18 protein-coding genes and 2 pseudogenes are annotated in these 20,466 nt (G+C 27.7%); 1 reads left to right on the top strand and 19 read right to left on the bottom strand.

Annotated elements, in window-relative coordinates; genetic code table 4:
* Positions 1-17: 17 nt before the first annotated feature.
* The 4 genes from AAHM92_RS01340 to AAHM92_RS01325 form a co-directional block, all read right to left on the bottom strand.
* On the bottom strand, positions 18-722 hold the full coding sequence (locus tag AAHM92_RS01340; RefSeq protein WP_500222722.1) for a hypothetical protein: 705 nt from the start codon (positions 720-722) through the stop codon (positions 18-20).
* Between the two features lie 45 nt (positions 723-767).
* Positions 768-1,754 carry a hypothetical protein gene (locus AAHM92_RS01335; RefSeq protein WP_500222720.1) on the bottom strand — a complete coding sequence of 329 codons (987 nt, stop codon included), beginning with the start codon at positions 1,752-1,754 and terminating at the stop codon, positions 768-770.
* Positions 1,755-1,769: 15 nt separating this feature from the next.
* Positions 1,770-5,879 carry an ABC transporter permease gene (locus tag AAHM92_RS01330; protein ID WP_500222718.1) on the bottom strand — a complete coding sequence of 1,370 codons (4,110 nt, stop codon included), beginning with the start codon at positions 5,877-5,879 and terminating at the stop codon, positions 1,770-1,772.
* Positions 5,880-6,028: 149 nt separating this feature from the next.
* A complete protein-coding gene (locus AAHM92_RS01325) occupies positions 6,029-6,736 on the bottom strand; it encodes a hypothetical protein (protein ID WP_500222716.1) in 708 nt (235 codons plus the stop codon).
* Between the two features lie 367 nt (positions 6,737-7,103).
* Here AAHM92_RS01325 and AAHM92_RS01320 point away from each other — a divergent pair, with 367 nt between their 5' ends.
* Entirely contained in the window at positions 7,104-8,489 is a 1,386-nt protein-coding gene (locus AAHM92_RS01320) for a uracil-xanthine permease family protein (RefSeq protein WP_500222714.1), read from the top strand.
* A 72-nt stretch (positions 8,490-8,561) separates the two neighbouring features.
* Here AAHM92_RS01320 and AAHM92_RS01315 read toward each other — a convergent pair whose 3' ends face one another.
* From AAHM92_RS01315 to uvrC, 15 genes and pseudogenes are all read right to left on the bottom strand, one after another.
* The gene (locus AAHM92_RS01315; protein ID WP_023789039.1) at positions 8,562-9,083 is read right to left on the bottom strand and encodes a ferritin-like domain-containing protein; all 522 of its coding nucleotides are present in this window, start codon (positions 9,081-9,083) and stop codon (positions 8,562-8,564) included.
* Between the two features lie 56 nt (positions 9,084-9,139).
* The gene (locus tag AAHM92_RS01310) at positions 9,140-9,916 is read right to left on the bottom strand and encodes a M20/M25/M40 family metallo-hydrolase (protein WP_500222712.1); all 777 of its coding nucleotides are present in this window, start codon (positions 9,914-9,916) and stop codon (positions 9,140-9,142) included.
* A gap of 5 nt (positions 9,917-9,921) precedes the next feature.
* Complete coding sequence (locus tag AAHM92_RS01305; RefSeq protein ID WP_500222711.1) at positions 9,922-10,488, bottom strand: M20/M25/M40 family metallo-hydrolase; 567 nt, start codon at positions 10,486-10,488, stop codon at positions 9,922-9,924.
* Between the two features lie 50 nt (positions 10,489-10,538).
* Positions 10,539-10,703: pseudogene (locus AAHM92_RS01300) on the bottom strand (DnaJ domain-containing protein); the annotation flags it as partial.
* 699 nt (positions 10,704-11,402) lie between these two features.
* The gene (rpmA, locus tag AAHM92_RS01295; protein ID WP_023789036.1) at positions 11,403-11,693 is read right to left on the bottom strand and encodes a 50S ribosomal protein L27; all 291 of its coding nucleotides are present in this window, start codon (positions 11,691-11,693) and stop codon (positions 11,403-11,405) included.
* A 1-nt stretch (position 11,694) separates the two neighbouring features.
* Entirely contained in the window at positions 11,695-12,006 is a 312-nt protein-coding gene (locus tag AAHM92_RS01290; protein ID WP_500222708.1) for a ribosomal-processing cysteine protease Prp, read from the bottom strand.
* Positions 12,007-12,265: 259 nt separating this feature from the next.
* Positions 12,266-12,562 (bottom strand): annotated as a pseudogene (gene rplU, locus AAHM92_RS01285) (50S ribosomal protein L21); the annotation flags it as partial.
* Between the two features lie 148 nt (positions 12,563-12,710).
* On the bottom strand, positions 12,711-14,873 hold the full coding sequence (locus AAHM92_RS01280; RefSeq protein WP_500222706.1) for a heavy metal translocating P-type ATPase: 2,163 nt from the start codon (positions 14,871-14,873) through the stop codon (positions 12,711-12,713).
* A 3-nt stretch (positions 14,874-14,876) separates the two neighbouring features.
* The gene (locus AAHM92_RS01275; protein ID WP_500222704.1) at positions 14,877-15,077 is read right to left on the bottom strand and encodes a cation transporter; all 201 of its coding nucleotides are present in this window, start codon (positions 15,075-15,077) and stop codon (positions 14,877-14,879) included.
* Between the two features lie 9 nt (positions 15,078-15,086).
* Positions 15,087-15,359 carry a metal-sensitive transcriptional regulator gene (locus AAHM92_RS01270; RefSeq protein ID WP_500222702.1) on the bottom strand — a complete coding sequence of 91 codons (273 nt, stop codon included), beginning with the start codon at positions 15,357-15,359 and terminating at the stop codon, positions 15,087-15,089.
* A gap of 69 nt (positions 15,360-15,428) precedes the next feature.
* Positions 15,429-15,716, bottom strand: coding sequence for a hypothetical protein (locus AAHM92_RS01265; protein WP_023789030.1), 288 nt, complete (start codon positions 15,714-15,716; stop codon positions 15,429-15,431).
* Between the two features lie 43 nt (positions 15,717-15,759).
* On the bottom strand, positions 15,760-16,653 hold the full coding sequence (gene rsmI / locus AAHM92_RS01260) for a 16S rRNA (cytidine(1402)-2'-O)-methyltransferase (protein WP_500222701.1): 894 nt from the start codon (positions 16,651-16,653) through the stop codon (positions 15,760-15,762).
* A gap of 36 nt (positions 16,654-16,689) precedes the next feature.
* A complete protein-coding gene (greA, locus tag AAHM92_RS01255; protein WP_023789028.1) occupies positions 16,690-17,163 on the bottom strand; it encodes a transcription elongation factor GreA in 474 nt (157 codons plus the stop codon).
* A gap of 37 nt (positions 17,164-17,200) precedes the next feature.
* On the bottom strand, positions 17,201-18,676 hold the full coding sequence (locus AAHM92_RS01250) for an MATE family efflux transporter (RefSeq protein ID WP_500222700.1): 1,476 nt from the start codon (positions 18,674-18,676) through the stop codon (positions 17,201-17,203).
* Positions 18,666-20,444 carry an excinuclease ABC subunit UvrC gene (uvrC, locus tag AAHM92_RS01245; RefSeq protein ID WP_500222698.1) on the bottom strand — a complete coding sequence of 593 codons (1,779 nt, stop codon included), beginning with the start codon at positions 20,442-20,444 and terminating at the stop codon, positions 18,666-18,668. Before uvrC ends, AAHM92_RS01250 begins: the two co-directional genes overlap by 11 nt.
* Positions 20,445-20,466 lie beyond the last annotated feature (22 nt).

The following is a 20,466-nucleotide window of genomic DNA, read 5'->3' as shown; positions in this document are numbered from 1 at the left end:
ATTAATCTAATATGATATTATTTAAAATTAAACCGTCTAGGTGGTCAAAGTCCTTTTTTTAAAATATTTAAATAATTTGTTTTTATATTACTTATCAAACAAATAATTTCTTGGTTTTTATTAACCATAAAAATATAAATTTGTTGTTCCAATCTCTCTTGATTAAATTCTATTGAAAATAGATCAATACTTAAAAACGTGTTTTCAAAATTGTTTGGTATTAAAAAGTTTGATATGTTATCTTCTATTTTTAGTGATTTTATTTTTTTTCTAAAGACATTCATTGTCAACATTAAAAGTAGTAATATTACAGCAAATGTAATAAATACAATAATAAGAGCACTTATTGATGATAATACTTGACTATCATTGTCATTAAATTTCAACTTTAAGAAATCTGAGTAATTTAACAACAATATCGGCATTATAACTAGTGTAAACTTGGATAGATGCATAATTATTTTATGTGTAGAGTAAATATTTTTGATGTTTAAAATTGTATAAAAACTTTTAAATAACAGATAATAAAGTTTAATTAGTTCAACTATAATAGCTAATAATAAAGATATTAAAAATATAAGATTTGTAGAAGTGCTGAAAGCAAAATCAAATAATAGTGGTTTTGGTGTGACATTTAATTCAATCAGAGTGCTGGAAATCAAGTGCAAAAATAACAAAATACCTAATGAAGAATATAGTATCTTTTTCTTTTTTAGGTTCATTGTTTCACCACTCCCTCTTTATATTAGTTTACTATAAATGTAAGTTTATTTTTGAAAATATGTGAATGTTAATTTTAAAGTTCCTTTTAATTTTGTTGGGTATTCATTAGAATCATCATTTTTTCTGGCAAGGATAGTTGCGGTGTATTTATTTGGATTAGTTGGTGTTGGCTTGATGTTTGCTTTTTCGACATCAAGATCATTAATAAGAATACTCAAATATTCCAAACGATGTGCAAAATTCAAACTAATATATTGCATTATTACAGAGAAAGGTTCTTTAGAAGTTAAGACACCTAGTTCATCTTTTGCATTTCATCCGCCACTATTAGCTAAGCAATTGATATCCATTTCACCTTCTCATGGGTCAAAGTTTTTATTAATTTTAAAATTTAATACAATCTTACCATAGAACTTGTTTCTATTTTCTTTAATGAAATCCCCAAAATCCAATGTAGCCTTGTCTTTTTCAATATCAATATTTGCGTCATCTTTCAACATTTCTTCAGCTATGTCATCAATAAAGTTGGTTAATGTTAAATTCATAAAAATCATCTTCATAAGAATAGTTTTTTTACGATTATCTTCAATTTCGCCAATATTTAAGGTTCTAACTATATCGGGTAGATATCTTGAGTTAGAAATCGATAAACTAAAGACCAGTTCATCTTCTAAATTCAAATTATTGGTTACTATAAATTTATATTTCCCATTTCTCAGTAAGTTATCATCTAATCCTTTTTCCAATAAAGAAGCGTTTCTATATACAGTATATTTTAAATTATTCAAACTATAACCAGCTATCTCAAAAGCGTTGTTGACATCCTTTATCAAATCATAAGTATAGACATACTTACTAATATCTAATTTGTCTTCTTGAAATTTTTCAAAACCTTTTTTTTGAAATGGATAGACTGGGTCTGGACGTTTTATTTCATCATACGAACCAGATCTTGCACTACAAGAGACCAACATGTTTGTTAATGAAGAAAGCATCAAAATACCTGTAAATAAATTAAGTAGTTTTTTCATAGTTCCTCCTTTTTTTTACTCTTGAATTGCTAAAAGTAATCTAATTCTTTTAAGTATATTTCAACTAATTGTTGAAGATAAAGTGTATATTACACCTACGATTGTTAATGTTAAAATTGGATATCACCATGTAAATGCAAAGAATGGTAAAACAATTGAAGATTGATATAAATTAGATATTATGGCTGCACAAACCGCAATTCCAATTCCATATCCAATAATTGAAGTAATTATAACCAAAGGAATATACATACCTATAAATAATTTCAATAAATATCTATTTTTGTATCCTAAAACTTTCATAACAGCTATTATTCTTTGGTTTTTAACAATAACTAAGTTAACAATTAACATAATTATTATCAAACAAAGAATAAGTGCAATAGCGATTATGACATATATAACAAACTTAATATTTTGTGCTATTCTATTTGCTATATTTTCTGCTAAGTCTATTTTTAAAGCATCATTAATAGCTCCTGTTTTGTATGCATTTATTGAACCATTACTTGTTTCACCACCATTTAATCCATAACTTGAGAAGTCTCCAAATTTTTGTGATGAAGTTAACCCCTTAGAAATATCTGAGAACGATGTATCCTGAGAAGTTTTGTAATTAAATAAAGGGTACTCATTTTCAAATAGCTTCAAAATTTTGTCTAAATTAGCAATATCTGATTCCAAAAAGTCCTTAAACTTATCTTGATAATTTTTAAGAGTATTTCCTTCGTTATTAGTAGTAATTTTTCAGTTATTTATATTTTTTATAAAGTCTTCCATTTCTTTTGGAGTATTTTTAGGTATTCTTCATTCTTCTAAAAATATTTGAAATAAAACAGCCTTAGTTTCATCAAATTTAGCTATTTTTTTAGCTTGTTCATTCTGTATTCAAGCTTTTGGATTTCCGTATTGTCTAGAAATCCCAACAACCTTATAAGTAGTGTTTATAGTTTCCTTACTTTTGAAAACTTTACCTTCAGAAACTTTTTGTGACATAACAGTTGGCTTGATTAAAGACTGTTGTGAAGGGTCAAGGTTGGTATTGTAAATAAATTCGTTTGTTTCTTCACTAATTGATTTATTTTTCCATCCTTTTTCTTTTTGGTCTATTAGTGACCTTGAATATAATTCCTGCTGATTTGTGTAGCCACTACCATTCTGAGCGATCATTTGCGTAGTATCTCATGAATCTAATTTTATAGGACCTTTTGAGTTGTTTAAAGATTCAATAATATGATCAACAGCGATATTATCTCCAACTTTGATATTTAATTGCTTGGCTAGGGTTTCATTTATTACAATATCATTTAAATTTTCAAATGATGAGCTAAGATTTTTTTTACTCTCATTAATTAAATTTTGTGTTTTATTACTTGGCTCAATTCCATAAATCTTGAAATTGGTACTATTTATAGCAGCATTCAAATATACACCTAAATCATCAGTTTTATCATTATAAGGTATAACATTGAAACCAACATTAAACTCTTTAGAGTCATCAGATAAGCTATCATTCATTATTTTTCTTACTTGTTGTGGTGAACTTACATAGATACCTTGCAAGAATCCTTGTTGAAGGTTATTTATAAAGAATGCTCTTATTCAGTTATAAATAGTAATGACTCTTTTACCTACTACTGAATACCCTTCTTTTTCCAGAACATCATAAAAACTTAATTCGAAATCTTTATCTCCTTGAATTTTTCCTTTAGACAAGATTGGTGTAAAATCCGGGTTTGCATCTTTGAGTTCTTGTAAGTCTTCGTTTAAATCATCGTCTGTTATTAAATCTTCTTTAGCTTGCTCACCGTTAGGACGTATAACACCACTATCTTTGTCGTAATACATGTCCTTGATATAATTTAAACCAATTGTTTTACGATAACTAATATAAAATAGTCTTAATTTTTCTAACTCATCAAGATGTTCTTTTAAACTAACTGGATTTTTAATGAACTCAAATAATTGTTTCTTTTCTGTAAAATTGTCTAACCCAAAATAAGAGTAGTCATTTCAAACACCTGATATCACACTTGTATAAGCTGTATTTTTGTTCACTCCACTTGGAACCTCTAATTTTAAATTTTGATTTGTTAAAAACTTTTTATTTAAGTTTTTATAAAGTAAATCTGTTAGAGTTCCAACATCTTCTTTTGGACTGTAAACATCTGCACTAATTGTATTATTTAAGTACATATTGTATAACTTTTCAGAATCATCGGTTGGTAAAACACTATCACTACCGGGATTATAAGTTTTGTAAAATGATGTTGGTATATTATAGCTTGGTGAATAGTACTCAACCTTATTGTCATATTTATTATCAATATATGAAGATTTTAAATAATTATTAAGTATGCTTGGAGAAACCACACCAATAGTTACTAAAAACGAAGCAATAAGCATTACTGAAATAATTGAAACAAATTTTGAAATAGATGAAGAAAGAATAGCACCTTTAAATCTTGAGTCAAACTTTTTAGATTTTGTTAAGAATTTCTTCAATTTAATTTTAAATTTATTAGTTGTAGATATATTTTCATAATTAATCATTTGCAAAGTTGAGTATTTACTCAATATTATTCAGTAAGTTAACAGCGTAATTGACAATAGTAAGAAAAATAATCCAAATACCAAGGCTGCAAGACCCACTATTGAGGGGTCAATACCAGCAAACTGTATGGTAAAGTAATTAGAAAAAATATTTTTTACTAATACTTGAAATGGTAGACCAATAAAATATCCTAAAATTCCACCAATTAGAGATATGAAGAAAGGATATAAACAGTTTGATATAATTAAACTTCTTGGTGTGTAACCTAGTGAAATTAAAACTCCATTTTGACTGAATGATTTTTCAATTTCATTTTTTAACATAATTACTAAAATTACAATACCAATTAAGATTATAGCTGCAGCTGTTGTGTACATTACTAAACTAAAATACTTTAAAATCTCTCCGAACATAGATGTTCTTCAATGCATAGAGTAATCTTTATCGTTTATACTGTAAACGATTTTATTTGAGTTTTGTAAAGAACTACTAAAATATGAGTCTAGTCCAACGGATTTAGATTCTACTCGATCTGTCAAATAAGAGTTCAAAATTTTAGATAAATCATTAACACTGGTTTCCTGATTATTAAATTTAATTGAGTAATAAGTTTCTTTATCTTGTTTTGAGACTACCTTAATTGTTTCTTTTGATTGCAATTCAGTACTTGAGTAATTTATTTTGAAATTGTTAATATCAGGGATTACTTCACTTAACTTTTTAATTACCCTCTCGTTAAAAATATTAACAGCATAACTTTTGTTTCATCCAAAGGCTTTTGGATTAACGTATGCTAACCCTTCATTTTTAGCATTCGGTAGTGGAGATGTGTTATCAATTATTGGTGTTGCAAAGTCTGCGCTTGAACCAAATCCCACTACTTGAAATCAATTCATATTAAAATAATCAGAGTTTTTAATTCATTCATTAATATCTTGATTTTTGTAGTCATCAGTATTGACTTTTTTAGTTTTACTATCTTTAACTAAAATTGATGAACCAAATGAGTCCTCGTCGAATCTAACTATATCATTTATTTTTATGTTGTTAGATTGAGCAAAAGATTCAGATAAATATACTCATCTAGTAGTAAGGTCATATAAAGATTTTTCATAACTTTTTCAAGTATCTAATTTCATACCTTCTGTTACTACAAATTTATCAACACTTCTAGCTGTATCTAATCCTATTATTTTTAAAGTTTTTTCGTTATTAAGAGTGATTTTTCTAGATTCCACTCTATCAAAATCAAAACTTAATCCTCTTTTCTCTAAGCTATTTTTCAAGTATGAAAAAATAGCTTCATTTCTTACTTCTTCATTTGCAATTTCTCTAAAAGCATCATCTTCTGTATACTTGTATCCAATATTATCTAAATCCACAATTGCATCATGTAAATTGCTCTTTAACGAAAACTGAGCGTTACTGTTTTTCAATCTATTTACAGTTGAATTTGTTGAAGTGAAAACAAAAACAGATAAAAATATTAATAAAATAACCATTATTAGTTGCAATTGATTTTTTATTAAATTTTTAAATGTGTTTTTGAAAAAAAGTTTTTGTCTTTTCATACATACCTCTTATCTATAATTAAAATATACACAAAAGATGCTATTACCTAAAGAAAGTTCTCACTCGTTTTTTAGGTTCGTGCAGTGTATATTTGTTTTTTTTCTAGTTGAGTTTAGAAAAATAGCAGTTTTTAATTAAACTACTTAAATTATATTTGGTGTGTATTTCTTGGTGGATCTATATTCTTTTTATATTTATTTAAAAACAATGACTTCATTTCTTTTATTTTAATCATTATGTCCTTATTTTTGTTAACCATATATGTAGAAATTATATGGTCAAAGTCTTTTTCGTAAACTGATCAATTAAAATAAAGCATTGAAAAAAACATTGTTTCAATGTTCAATGTTGAAAAGTTATATACAAATTCTATATTATGATTTAGAATTTGTAATCTTTTTATTATATTTATATAAGATACAAAAAGACAAAAAACAATTATGTTCATAATTATAATAAGTGATAGTAATGAAATATAAAAGTATAAAAATCTTATTTCAGTAGTAACAATAATATTTGCGAAATTATCATATAGTGAAATAATTATAAAAGGAGCAATCAAAAATGTTAATTGTATCAAATCTAATATTAACTCTTTTTTAAACTTTAATTCTTTTCATTGAGATGGCTCATAAATCTTTAACTCTATCTTTGATAATAGCTTTATAAATTCGAATATAATTAAAAACAAAATTATAACCAAAAAAAGTGTTTGTAGTAACAAGCTCACATTTCTATTTAGGTATTTTAAATAAACTAATCCGCTAGAGTCCCCAGTAGTAATTAAAACTAAATGCAATATTACTAGACTAATAAATACTCTAAAAAGTACATTTTTCTTTTTTAAATTGTTCATAGTGTTAATCACTTCCTTGTATTTTATTTATTAAATATATTTATATAAAATAGGTAAACTTTTACTCTAAGTTATTCTAATTTTATAACATAATCGTTATATATATCAAGAAAGTTATCTTTTAGAAGTCATAAAAGTTTATTAGTTTATTTTTTTGAAAAAAAAGTGAAATTCTTTTACTATTGTGTATAATAACTTTTAAGAAAAGTTTCGAGGTTATTATGTTTTTAAAGAAATTTGTTGTTTATAAAGGAATCAAATCTAATAAATCAAAGAGATCTTTTCAAATTGTATTTTATTTTTAAATATTGCCAGTCATTTATATATGACTGGTTTTTTTATGAATAAATAGATGTAGGAGGAAAAAATGGAGAATAAAACAGATGATTTAATACTTCAACCCCATCAAAAACCAAAAAACATTGGACAATGGTTAGTATTAAGTTTACAACATGTATTCGCAATGTTTGGCGCTACAGTATTAGTACCAATTATTATAAACGGGTTAGCAAATGAAACAGTTATCAATATATCTATGGCCCTTTTTTGTTCAGGGTTTGGTACATTAATTTATATTGCATTAACGATGGCTAAAGTACCTATTTATTTAGGGAGTAGTTTAGCATATATGACGGTTATCGGATTAGGATGAAAGGATTGGCATAATGCAGTTTTTATCGCTGTATTTGCAGTTGGACTAGTATATATATTAGTTGGTTTCATCATTCATTGAACGGGCATTAAATGAATTAAGAAAGCCTTCTCACCAGTGGTTATTGGTCCTATTATTTGTATAATTGGGCTTAGTGCAGTCAAAAGTGCATTAAGTGATATTGGTTTTATATGAGATTCAACTAAGCAATATCCACAATGATTATCAATTTTGATAGGAATTATAGTATTTTTAACAGCAGCGATGTTCATGTTAAAAGCAAAATCATTTTTAAGAGTTATACCTATATTGATTGCTTTAGTCATAGGTTATGTATTTACAGTGATATTACACTATTCATTATCAGGTTATGGTTATAAATTATTAGATACTGATTTAATAACTAATGTGTCTTCTTGAGAATGGTATCCAAGCTTTAAAGGCATTTGAAATGTGGACGGTTCGAAGATAGGACCTGCATTAGTTGCTATTGTACCTATCTCATTAGTAACTATGGTAGAACACCTTGGTGATCATATAAACATTGGTAATATGACAAATAAAAACTACATTGAAAATCCTGGTATTAGTAAAACATTGATGGCTGATGGAGTAGCAATGGGATTATCTGGATTGATTGGTGGACCACCGAATGCAACGTATGCTGAGAATACGAGTGTTGTTGGTATAACAAGGGTCGCTAGTGTATGGGTTACAGGTCTTGCAGCTTGTATGGCAATAAGCATGAGTTTCATAGCACCAATAAATCAAATAATAATTATGATTCCAAAGCCAGTGCTTGGGGGGATAAGCTTAATGCTCTTTGGAATGATAAGTTCAAATGGTATAAAAATTATGATAGATGAAAAAGTAGATTTCAAAAATGCCAAAAATATAATCATTTCATCAGTAGTTCTTGCTACGGGTATCGGAATGAGTATTACTGGTTCTACCATAAAGATTGCAAGTTCTTTTGAAATAACCGGCTTATTCTTGGCAACATTTTTAGGATTAATGTTAAACCTTTTCCTACCAGACCAAGATAATTTAGGTTTCAAAAGTTTGTTCAAAAGAAAAGACAAAAATAAAAAAATAACATAAAACTTTCAACAAGAAAGTTATGTTATTTGATTATTATATCTATACTGTAAGTACTTTGATACTTGCAGTTTTTTAATTATGCGGCGCAAAAGGATCGACAACAGACAATGTATCTGGGTTTTCTCTTTTTTTCATTTGTTTATCAACAGAATAATGATTACCATTAGACATTTTCAATCAGTCGATTATATCTGAAATTTCAGAAATCTCTTCACAGAAATCAATTGAGAATCACTCGTAAAATTTCACAGATGTGTAATCTTTTTCTGATTTAGCATTTTCTGTGTAATCATCAGTCATGTGCGAGAACATTTCTCGCATTGACTTATAATAATTTAAAATATCAATTATGTTATCAAATTCTTTAACCTCAACATTTATCGAAGAAACTTTGAACTTTTCTCCTCTATCTAGTAGATAATTCATAATTCTTCTTTGGTGAAGAAATTCATCTTGCGCTTGAACTTGAAAGAAATGTGTAAATCCAGGGTAACCCAATTTATCACAAGAGTTACTCAAGTTATAACAAGTCAATTGCATTTTCGCATGTTCATTTATATAATTTTGTAAATTTTCAGTAATTGATTTATTCATATTTTTTTTCCTCCTTTGTGTTAATGATATAACAAAAAAAAGGAAAATCTATTCCTTTAAAATTTTGTTAACTTAGCAATTGATTTTGCATATATTTCCATCATTTTTTTTAAGTCATCTATCTTAACATATTCATTGTAAGCGTGCATTGTTGATTCCTCTAAATCAAACTCTGCTCCAAAAGCTATCATATTTGGCATTGACTTTGCAAAAGTTCCTCCACCGATAGCTATTGGTTTTGATTCTAAATCACCAGTAACTTCTTGATAAACCGACATAATTTTTTTAACTACGTCACTTTCCTTAGAAAAATAAACACTGTTTTCAACAGCAACCACTTTTAAGTCTATATTTAGTGGTTTTAAAAAATCTCTTAATTTTTCATTTACATCTCTATGCGGATTACGTGTACACGGCACCCTAAAGTTAATTGTAAATCTAAAATCTTCTTTTGTAACTTCTATGATTCCATTACATACAGTAAGTGAACCTGTTTCATCTGAGATATCTCCAAATAGTTTTTCCATATTATAGTCTAAATGAAAATAGTCACTTACAAATTGTGCTAATGGATGCTTCAATCCTACTTCATTAATTGCTTTTAAAAGTCAAGATGAAGCTGCCACTCCTTTATGCGGTAGACTACCATGTGATGATACTCCTTTTACAAAAAGCTTATTTTCATCTATATAAGTTTCGATGCTATTTTGTTTTAAATAATTGTTAATTTCCTCTAATTTAGGTCCTTTATATGTTACTAAGTCATTTATCGCATTATAAACTTCTCCACCACTTATCTCAAAGTCTGAACTAAACTTTCCTAATAAATCCACATCGCTTATCCATTTTCCGCATAAACCACTGGAAAATGTCCATCAGGAACATAACCTAAATCACAAAGTTTTTCATTTTTTACATATGCTTCCATACATTCTCAATTAGTTTCTTCACTTGTACCAAATATAAATCGTACGGTGTAGTCTGGTTTAAATCCATTATCGATTAAATACTTAAAGGCAAAAATATTTACCATTGTTGGTCCTTTGTCATCAAATGAACCTCTACCATACAATTTACCATCTTTTTCAATTGGTTCGAATGGAGGAGTATTTCATTCTGAAATATTACCAGCTGGGACTACGTCCAAATGACAAATAATACCGAATAATTTGTCAGAGTCTCCATAATCTGCATAACCATATCTATAATCGGGAGCTATAAATGTTTTAAATCCAAATTCTTTACATAAATTTATACAATGTTCCAGAACGTTACGTATATCTTGGTCTACTGGGCTTCCTTTTTCTAAATTTTTACGATAAGATGGCATAGCAACCACTTTTTTTATTTCATCCAATGCTTTTGGGAAATAATTATCTAATAAGTCTTTTTTATCCACTTTCATTTTTAATACCTCCTTTTTTATTATATGCTTGTTATTTAAATATTGCGGTGTTTTTTGATTATGTCGTATGCATTGTTGATTTGAGCCATAAGTTCTTTAGCTTCGATCGTTTTATTTTTATCTGGGTGATACTTTCTTGCTAAGCTACGATATGCCTTTTTTATAGATTCGTTTGATGTTTCTTTCGTTACACCCAATAATTTGTAACACCTTAAAAGATTTTCTTCATCTACTCTATTTTTATTATCATAAGTCTCATTTCAACTATTACTTTGATGGTTAATTTTTTCTATTATTGGTACTTCATCAATGATTATTTTTGTTAATTTATCCAATTCATTAGAGAAGGTTTGAAAACTTTTATCAACTATATTTTTGAAAAAATCATCAATAAATTTGACTGAGCTTAAGTGAGTTGTATCCATTATTCTTTTTATAAATGTATTATTGAAAATTTGAAAGCTTTGTTCACTGAATTTACGATATAACTTTATCACCGGTAAATTTTTATTTTTAGTTTCTTTTGAAATTTGTTCTAAATATTCGAACAATTCTCTTTCTTTTGAAGCTCAAAAAATATAAAAACTGTTTTGAGTTTTTGATAAAAACTCAACTAAGTTATTATCATTTATGTTCTTTCTAGTTTCTAAAAAGTCACTTTTAAATGGGAAAATATTAAAATTTTCATAAAAGTTGTGGTTATTTAAAAAAATTTTTTTATCTGTGTCGTTTGAAAACTTCATTTTGAAATTTGCAAGTTCCTTCTCGACCTTTTTTAAGTTATTATTCTTGATTAAATAAATAAAAACAAATAAACCTAAAGCACAGAAGGCTAATAATAGTGTGATAGAAATTGTAATCAATGTGTTCATTTTAACCTCTTTTAAAAAAAGACTCCTTTGTAGAGTCTTTTTTTATTTTATTTCTTGTGGAACTACTACAGCACGTGTTTTGTTTTTCCCAAATCTTTGATATTTAACTATACCTGAGACTAGAGCGAATAAAGTATCATCCCCGCCTCTACCAACGTTATTTCCTGGATGGATCTTAGTTCCTCTTTGTCTAAATATAATTGAGCCAGCATTTGCAAATTGCCCATCAGCTTTTTTAGCTCCTAAACGTTTTGATTCTGAATCTCTTCCGTTTCTTGTTGATCCTACTCCCTTTTTAGAAGCAAAATATTGTAAACCTAATAAAAAACGCATTTTAAAGCACCTCCTTTATCTTTATATTTTTTGGATATTGAATTTGAATCGTTTCTAATTGTATTTTTAAAAAATCTACAAACTCTTGTAATAATTTATCGCTCTCTAGGATGATGATAGAAATTTTATTTTCTTCTACTATTATCTCGACATTTTTACCACATTTTTTATCAAACGCATTCAAACTTCCATTAACTATTGCTGTTATACCAGCACAAACTAAATCTTTTCCGTATTTATCTGAGTTAGCATGACCACTAATGATTATTTTAAAGAAGCTATTATTTTCTTTATAAAACTCAGCAACTATCATACTATTCCTCGTTTTTAGTTTTTGTTTCAGCAGATTTTGTTTTTGTTGTTGAAGTTGCTGCTTTAGGTGTTGATGTTTTTGTTGTTGAAGCTGCTGCTTTAGGTGTTGATGTTTTTGTTGTTGAAGCTGCTACTTTAGTTGTTGATGTTTTTGTTGTTGCAGCTGTTTTAGCTGTTGAAGCTACGGCCTTAGTTGATGATGCTTTTTCAGTTGTATTAGTACTTGGTTTTGCTTCAACAGATTTTGAAACTTTACCCCCAACAGATATATCATCAATTTTAACTTTTGTAAATGGTTGTCTATGACCATAAACTTTGTTAACATTTTTCTTTGGGTGATATCTTACAACTCTAAGTTTTTTACCTTTTCCTTGTTTAACTATAGTACCCATTACAATAACATCTTTTACTAATGGTGTTCCTATTGCAGTATCTGTAGCCAACACTTCGTTAAAAGTAATTTTTTGTCCTTCCTCTACCGAAACCTTTTCAATGTAGATTTCGTCACCGGGTTGAACCTTTATTTGTTTACCACCTGTTTTAATAATTGCGAACATATATATTCCTCCAGTCTAGACTCGCCTTGTATGTGAGTTTTACCTTCTTATAACATACAAAAGAGCGGTTGAAACTAGCAACCTAAATTATTTTATACTTTTTTTAAATGAATTACTAACTTTTCTTTAAATTTAATAACAACTATTTTTACGAGAGTTTTTTTGTATTAAAATAAAGTGAATTTATAACCACCGACAAAGAAGATAACATCATAGTAGCAGCTGCTATTTGAGGCAATAAAAGACCAAAAGCAGCAAGAGGTAGACTTAAAATATTATAAATAAAAGCTCAAAATAAGTTGGTTTTTATTTTAAAGTGTGTTTTTTTAGCTATTTTGATTGCCTTAATTATTAGTAAAATGTCTTCACTTGTTATTATGATATCACTAACTTCTAAAGCAATGTCTAGCGAACTGGATAGAGTAATACCTATATCAGCTTTTTTTAATGCTAAAGCATCATTCACTCCATCTCCAACCATTACTACAGTGTTTTTTTCTTGTTTTAAACTCTCTATAATCTTTTCTTTTTCAAGAACTGTTTTTTTACTGTGAAATTCTTTAATATTAGTCATATTTGCAATATATTCAACCGGTTTTGCATCATCTCCTGATAATAAAATTGTTTTTATTTTAAGTTTGTTAAGTTTTTCAATTAACGTACTTGAGTTTTCTCTTAGAGTATCACTTAATTCTAAATATCCACAATATACTTCATCAATAACTAAATTCAATATCGAGAAGTATTTATTATCTGACTTATTATAAGGTTTTTCTTTATCTAATAGTCAATTGTTTGATCCTACTTTTATTTTATGTTCATTGACTATTCCACTTAAACCCTTTGATGTATGGGTTGTAAAATTTTCTACAGGAAAAGTCTTGTAATTAGGTAGCTCATTTATTAATGCTTTAGCAATAGGATGTGAAGATTTCATTTCTAGGGATTTTAATAAGCTCAACATATAGTCTTTATCAAAAGTGTCATTTTTGATATTAATTGAGTTGATTTTAATATTTCCATGAGTTAAAGTACCTGTTTTGTCAAATACAAAAACATTTGCTTTTGCCAATTTTTCAATAACATCGCCGTTTTTGAACAAAATATTATTTTGTGCTGCTTTACTAGATCCGACTATAATAGCTATTGGCGATGCAAGTCCAAGTGCACAAGGACAAGCAATAATCAAAGTGGTAATTGCATTTAAAATGGCTCTCTCTGAAACATATTTATCATATAGAACTCAGCCAAGAAACGTTACAATGGCTAACATTATCAAGAAAGGTACGAAATATGCCGTAATTTTATCAACAAGCTTTTGGATAGCAATGTCATTAGATTGAGCATTCTTTAATAAATCTACTATTCTATTTATCATAAAATCTTCTTGTTTTTTTTCAAATAGTATTTCAATATAGCCCTCTACCAAAGTGGTGCCAGCAAAAATATTATAATTATTTGCTATATGAATGGGTTTAGATTCACCAGTTATAATAGAATTATCGGCTCACCCTTCGCCATTGATTACTTTTCCATCAATTGGAACTAACATACCATTTTTTACAATAACTATATCATTTAATATTAAATCACTTAAAGAACATTCAATTATTTCATTATCCTTTTTTTTCAAAACTTTTTGTGGGACCAACTTTGAAATCAAATCCATAGAGCTTTTTGCTTTATTCTTAGCAAGACTTTCTAATAATTTTCCCAGTAAAATTAATGTAATTATTGTTCCAGCAGTTTCGAAGAATAAATGATCTCCATGAATATATGTTCAATTATTTTTAATTGATTTATATATGCTCAATGCAATCGCTAAAGTTGTGCTTAATACTACTAAAATATTCATATTTAGTTTTTTATTGATAATCGAATAATATGATGAAATAAAGAATGTATAACCAATAAAAAACTCTATTATTATAATTGTAATAAGCTGATAAATTGGATTATTTAATATAGCAGTTAAAGTACTCTCATACTTAAATAAACCTAAAAACATTCCTAATAATAAAGGAAAGGTTAAAGTGGCAGCCAAAATGAATCTTATCAAATAGGACTTTGCTTCCCTATCTCATAGTTTTGTTTCAAAACTTCCAGTTTTTTCTTCAGCTTTATAACCTAGTTTTTTAACTAAATCTATTATGTGCTCGCTATTGATTTCCTCATCACACTCAACGATTAAAGATTTAAGTGGTAATGATACTTTTACTTTTTTAATGCCTTGACTTTTAGAAAGAGAGTTATTGATTGTTTTTGCACAATTAGTACAACTCATACCTTCGAGGGAGAATTCTCTTTTCATAAATTACATATAACCTATCTTCTTTAAAATTAGTTTTATATCACTTGAGCTTATTTTAGACTCATCATAATTAATGGTAGCTACTTTTGTTTCTGGAACGACATGGGTAATAACAAAGTCTTTCTCTTTTTTTACTAATTTTTTTATTTTCTTTACACAACCCTCACATTTTATATTTGTTAATGTAACTTGAATTTCTTTCATATATTCCTCTTATCTTGAAATCTTATCAATTAAATTTTTTATTTCCTCAATATATTTTTCATTATTTTTATCACTTTTTACACAACCATCAATGTGATCTGTGATTAATTTTTTTGAAACAGAGTGTAAAGAGGCTCTAACAGCATTAACTTGGTTGATTATATCAATGCAGTACTTATCCTTTTCAATTTGATTAATAAGACCTGTTACTTGTCCGTTAATAATTTTTAATTGTTTAATTAAATCTGACTTTAATTTTTCTTCTCTATTAGTCTTTGCCATATCTCTCTCCTATACCCCTAGGGGTGTAATTATATTAACATATTTTAAAAAAAGGTCCAAGACCTTTTTTTAAAATAGTGGAAGGGTGTGGTCGACAACTTGATTTTTGTGTTCCAAACTCAGCTTATTCGAAGATGTATTATCCAATTTTATTGTATTTTTTCCAATTTTCATATCTAACTTATCATAGTCATTCGCATGATTAAATAAAAATACTGTTGAAACAATATCGGAATACATATCTTCAACGAACGAGGTTACTGAACTGATTATTGAAGCGATTCCTCCAAATAAAGATCCAGATACTCCAGCACCACCTCTAATTTGATGTTTTTCATGAATAGTTAATTCTCTCATATTTACCTCCAAATATATTTTCGTAAAGATATAAGAATAATTACTATTTTTTATGAAAATCATTATACAAATCTGTTTTATTTAGTTTATATTTTTTTGATACTGACTTAATAGCTTCTTTTTTTGATATTCCTTGTTCAACTAATTTTATTATTTCACCTCGAAAGTCAGTTTCTTTTGAAGTAATTGAGCTTAATGAGGCATTTTTGTCAATGACAATTACAAATTCTCCTTTACATATGAAATCATTTGAGTTCATATAATTGGATACTTCATCAATGGTACCTAAAATAACTTCTTCATTAAGCTTAGTTATTTCTCTTACAACAGCGATTTTAGTGTCACCGTTCAGTATTTGGTTTAAAAAATTAATTGTTGAAATTATACGGTGTACAGACTCATATATTGTAATCACCGCTTTATAATTCTTGTCATTTAAAAAAGTTATTAAGTCAACTATTTTACTTTCTTGCGCCTTACTTTTTTTATCTAAAAAACCTAAAAAAATATTTTCATAAAAGTTAAAACTTGACATTATCGCGGCATGAATATAAGCAGGACCTACATTAACAGCTGTGACATTAAAGTTTAAAGTTTCATCAATTTTAAGAGCATTAATTATTTGGGTTCCAGGATCAGAAATACCTGGTACCCCTGCATCACTTATAATTGCAATATTTTTTTGCAAAATTAAGTCATTTTTAATTTCTTCTAGTTTTTCATGTTCGTTAAATTTATGAAGTGCTTTTAAAGGTTTGATTATCTTTAAACTTTTTAGTAATTTTTGACTATCTCTTGTGTCCTCACAATAAATGATGTCTACTTTTTTAAGTACTTCTATCGATCTCTGAGAAATGTCACTTAAATTTCCTATTGGGGTACCTACCATAAATAACGTTGGTCAACTATTCTTATATGTTTTTTGAATACTTAACATATTATTCTCCCATTTAAAAAAACCTAATGTATAGGTTTAAGAAATTTCTTCAATTGTTATTTTGTATGGTTCTTTTAATTCACGGATTTCCATTGTATCTCCAACTGATCTACCGATCATCGCTTTAGCTAATGGAGATTCATTTGAAATTTTATGTTCAAAAGGATCTGCCTCAATCGCACCTACGATTTTAACAGTTGATATTTTTTTTGTTTTTGTATTCATAAAAGTTACTTTGCTTCCAATTTTAACTTCAAATGTTTTTTTATCTGAACTTTCAATGATTTTAGCCTTTGAAAGCATAGCTTCAACTTCTTTAATACGAGCTTCAACTTCTGCTTGTCTATTTCTTGCCGCATCATAATCTGCATTTTCAGAAAGATCTCCTTGAGCACGTGCTTCAACTAGTTCTTCGATTACTTGTGGTCTTACTACATTAATCAAATGAGTTAATTCTTCTTTAAGTTCCTTAAGACCTTCCTCAGTTAATATAATATCTTTATCTGTCATATTAGTCCCCTTTGTTAACTATGATATTATACATTTTTTAATCAATAATATGTATATAATTTTGTCATTTTCCTTTTAATCATCTTATTATGTAAATTATAGACCTTGTTAGAGGGTCTATAATTATTCCTAAATAAACAAATATTAATCCAAATCCACCAACAGCATTAAAAGCATAGACGATGGTAAATGGTATAGCAACCATACCAATACCCATAGTTATAAATGATATTATTATTGGATATCATAAATCACCAGCACTTCACAAAGCTCTTAATAAAGTCATATTTACAGTATCAACTAAAAGTTTTACAGAGAATATTAAAAGTAATGTAATTCCTCAAGGTCAAATATATTCGGTTGGTGTATTTAGTAGTTTCAACATCGGCCACGATAGACAAATCATCACAATATTAGATATTATTGTGGCATAAATAGCTGCCTTTCAACAATTTATACCAGTTTCATAAGCTCCTTGTCGATCATTTGCACCAATTTTTCTAGCTACAAACACTGATGTAACCGTTCCCATAGCTTGTATAAAAGCGGCAGAATATTGTCCGATATTATTCGCGTCACGATGCAACACTAATCATGAAAACTCGTTACTGATTGGTGCATTTGTTGATAGTTTAGCTATTGCGATTCCTGTCGCAAAGTTACATAAATTTCAAACACCCATTTCGATTGTTATTGGTAAACCAGTTTTAATAGTTTCAATTGAGTATTTTCAGCTTAATTGTTTTTTCTTATTAATTTTAAAATCTATAAACTTAAAATTCATAAACATCATATATATAGCTTGAAAAATCCCAGTTACAGTTAATGAAAGCGCACTATAAACGGGGTTGACATTAGTAGCATATAGAATCACCATTACTACTATCAAATCAATTACATTTGCTAGTATCGCACCAATAGTAACGTGTAAGCTTTTCTTCATAGATTGAAGGCCAGCTACAAATACTTGGGTTACTGATAACAACACTAAATTTATGTTCAAAAAGCGATAATATTTTGATACAAAGTTTAATTCGCTTTTTTCATATGTGTTAGCACCTATTATAGGAGTGTCTTTTGCTTCCATTAATTTTACAATTTGCTCTGCAAATGATTCAATAAAAACAAAAATTATTGAAGTTATCATTAAATTTACTATTAGTCCAGATACCACTACTCTAGAAACTTCATCTTTTCTGCCTTGACCAATCAAATTACCTGCTACTACGATTGTTCCTGTCGAGATCAAACTTGGAATGAACTGTAACGTATTATAACTTAACACTGCTTTTGAAACAGCTTCAGAGTAAACACCACCATCATATCAATTTATAGCTATTAAATTTATTTGGGCAATGATTATATTGAATAATAATTGCACAAAGATAGGAATTGCCATCTTTGTTATATCTTTTAAGTCTTCAACTTTTCAAAAAGGTACTTTTATTTTTTCAAAAACAATAACATCATTCTTAGATGTCTTAAGTTTTGATTTTTCTTTATTATTTTTCATTTGCTTCTTCCTTACCTAAATATTCAAATAAGTTTTTTGTTGTTTGTTTATTTTTTATAATCGCTAATAATTCATCAAAACTAGCAGCCTTAATATTTTTTAAAGTCAGAAAACTTTCGTAAAGCTTTTTAGCAGTTGTTGGACCTAGACCTTTTACATTAGTAACCAAATCATCCTTCAATAGGTTATTGGATTGTCTTTTTCTAAATCCGGAGATTGCAAAATTATGCACTCTCATTTGAAAACTTTCTAACATTTTAAATAATTGTGTATTTTTTTCAAGATAAATTTTCTGATTATCGTGGTTGAAAATATATTCTGTTTTATGGTGGTCATTTTTAACAAGACCAATTATAGGTATGTTGATACCAAGTTTATTAAGTGTTTCTCTTGCTGCGTTTACTTGAATAATACCCCCATCCATGATTATTAAGTCTGCTCACTTACCATGATCATCTTTATCCTTAGAGTATCTACGTTCTATCATATTTTGCATTCTGTGATAATCGTCGGGGTGTTCAATATCAATATTGTATTTTCTAAAATCATTCTTACTTGGAACACCTTGTTTGAAAACAACCATTGCACCAGTTACGAACTCATCTAGAATATTTGCTACGTCGTACATTTCTATATGAGATGGGAATTTGGGTAAGTTTAAAGTGTTTTGCAATTCTGTTAACAATTCTTCTTTTGTTAAAACATTTTGATCACTGTAATTAATTTTTTGATATAGAAACTCTTGAGCATTCTTTTTAGCTAGATCTAAAAGTTTTTTAGATATAGTGTCATTTTCATCAAGCACCTTGTTTCCAAATAATTGTTTAAGATCATCCAACTCTATTTCAGAAGGTAGAATAATGTAGTCTGATAATATATTTTTTGCATAAATTTGCATCACAAAACTTTTCATCATTTCGAAAATGTTTTGGCCTTCGTATTTGAATATATCTTGGTCCTTAAGGGCTAATTTTCCGCCGCGATAAAATAAAACTGTAAAGCAAATATAATTATCGTACTCAAAATAATTGAATACATCTCTATTAAGATTGTCATTTAAATCAACACTTTGTTGTATAAGTGTAAATTCCATATGTCTTATTATTTCTTTGATTCTCTGAGCCTCTTCAAACTGAAGGTTTTCTGAAGCTAAAAACATTTTTTGTTGTAATTTCTCTTTGACATCAGTTGACTTTCCGTCAAAGAAATCTTGAACTAGTCTAATTTGTTTATCATAGTAATCTTTATTTACTTCTTTAAAGCAAGCACCACTGCATTGGTTTATATGATAATGTATACAAGGTTTATTTAAATTACCTTTACATCTACGCAATGGATAAATTCTTTCTAATGTTCTCATGATATTTCTAGCACTTGTCCCATCTGGTAATGGACCAAAAGAGATCTTGTTTTTTCTATCATAATTACGTGTATACAAATACATCGGGTCTTTTTCATTTGTTATTGCAATATAAGGATAACTTTTATCATCATTTAATACAATATTAAATCTTGGCTTATATTTTTTTATTAGATTTTGTTCTAAAAGAAGAGACTCCTTCTCATTATCTGTTATTATAGTTTCAAGTTTAAAAATCTCACGAACTAGCTTAGTTGTCTTAAAATTATGTGCCTTATTAAAATAAGAGTTCACTCTTTTTTTTAAGTTTTTAGCTTTTCCGACATAAATGACTTTATCGTCTTTATTGAAGTATAGATAACAACCTGGTTTTTCTGGAATTGTCTTTAATTGTGATGCAAGTTTCATATTGTTACCTCTTTCAATATTA

Origin of the sequence: Spiroplasma endosymbiont of Melanargia galathea (assembly GCF_964031075.1) — a bacterium.
GTDB classification, from domain to species: Bacteria; Bacillota_I; Bacilli_A; order Mycoplasmatales; family Mycoplasmataceae; genus Spiroplasma_A; species Spiroplasma_A apis.
The sequence above is the reverse complement of the archived record's forward strand: the minus strand, read 5'-3'. Positions and strand labels throughout refer to the sequence as shown.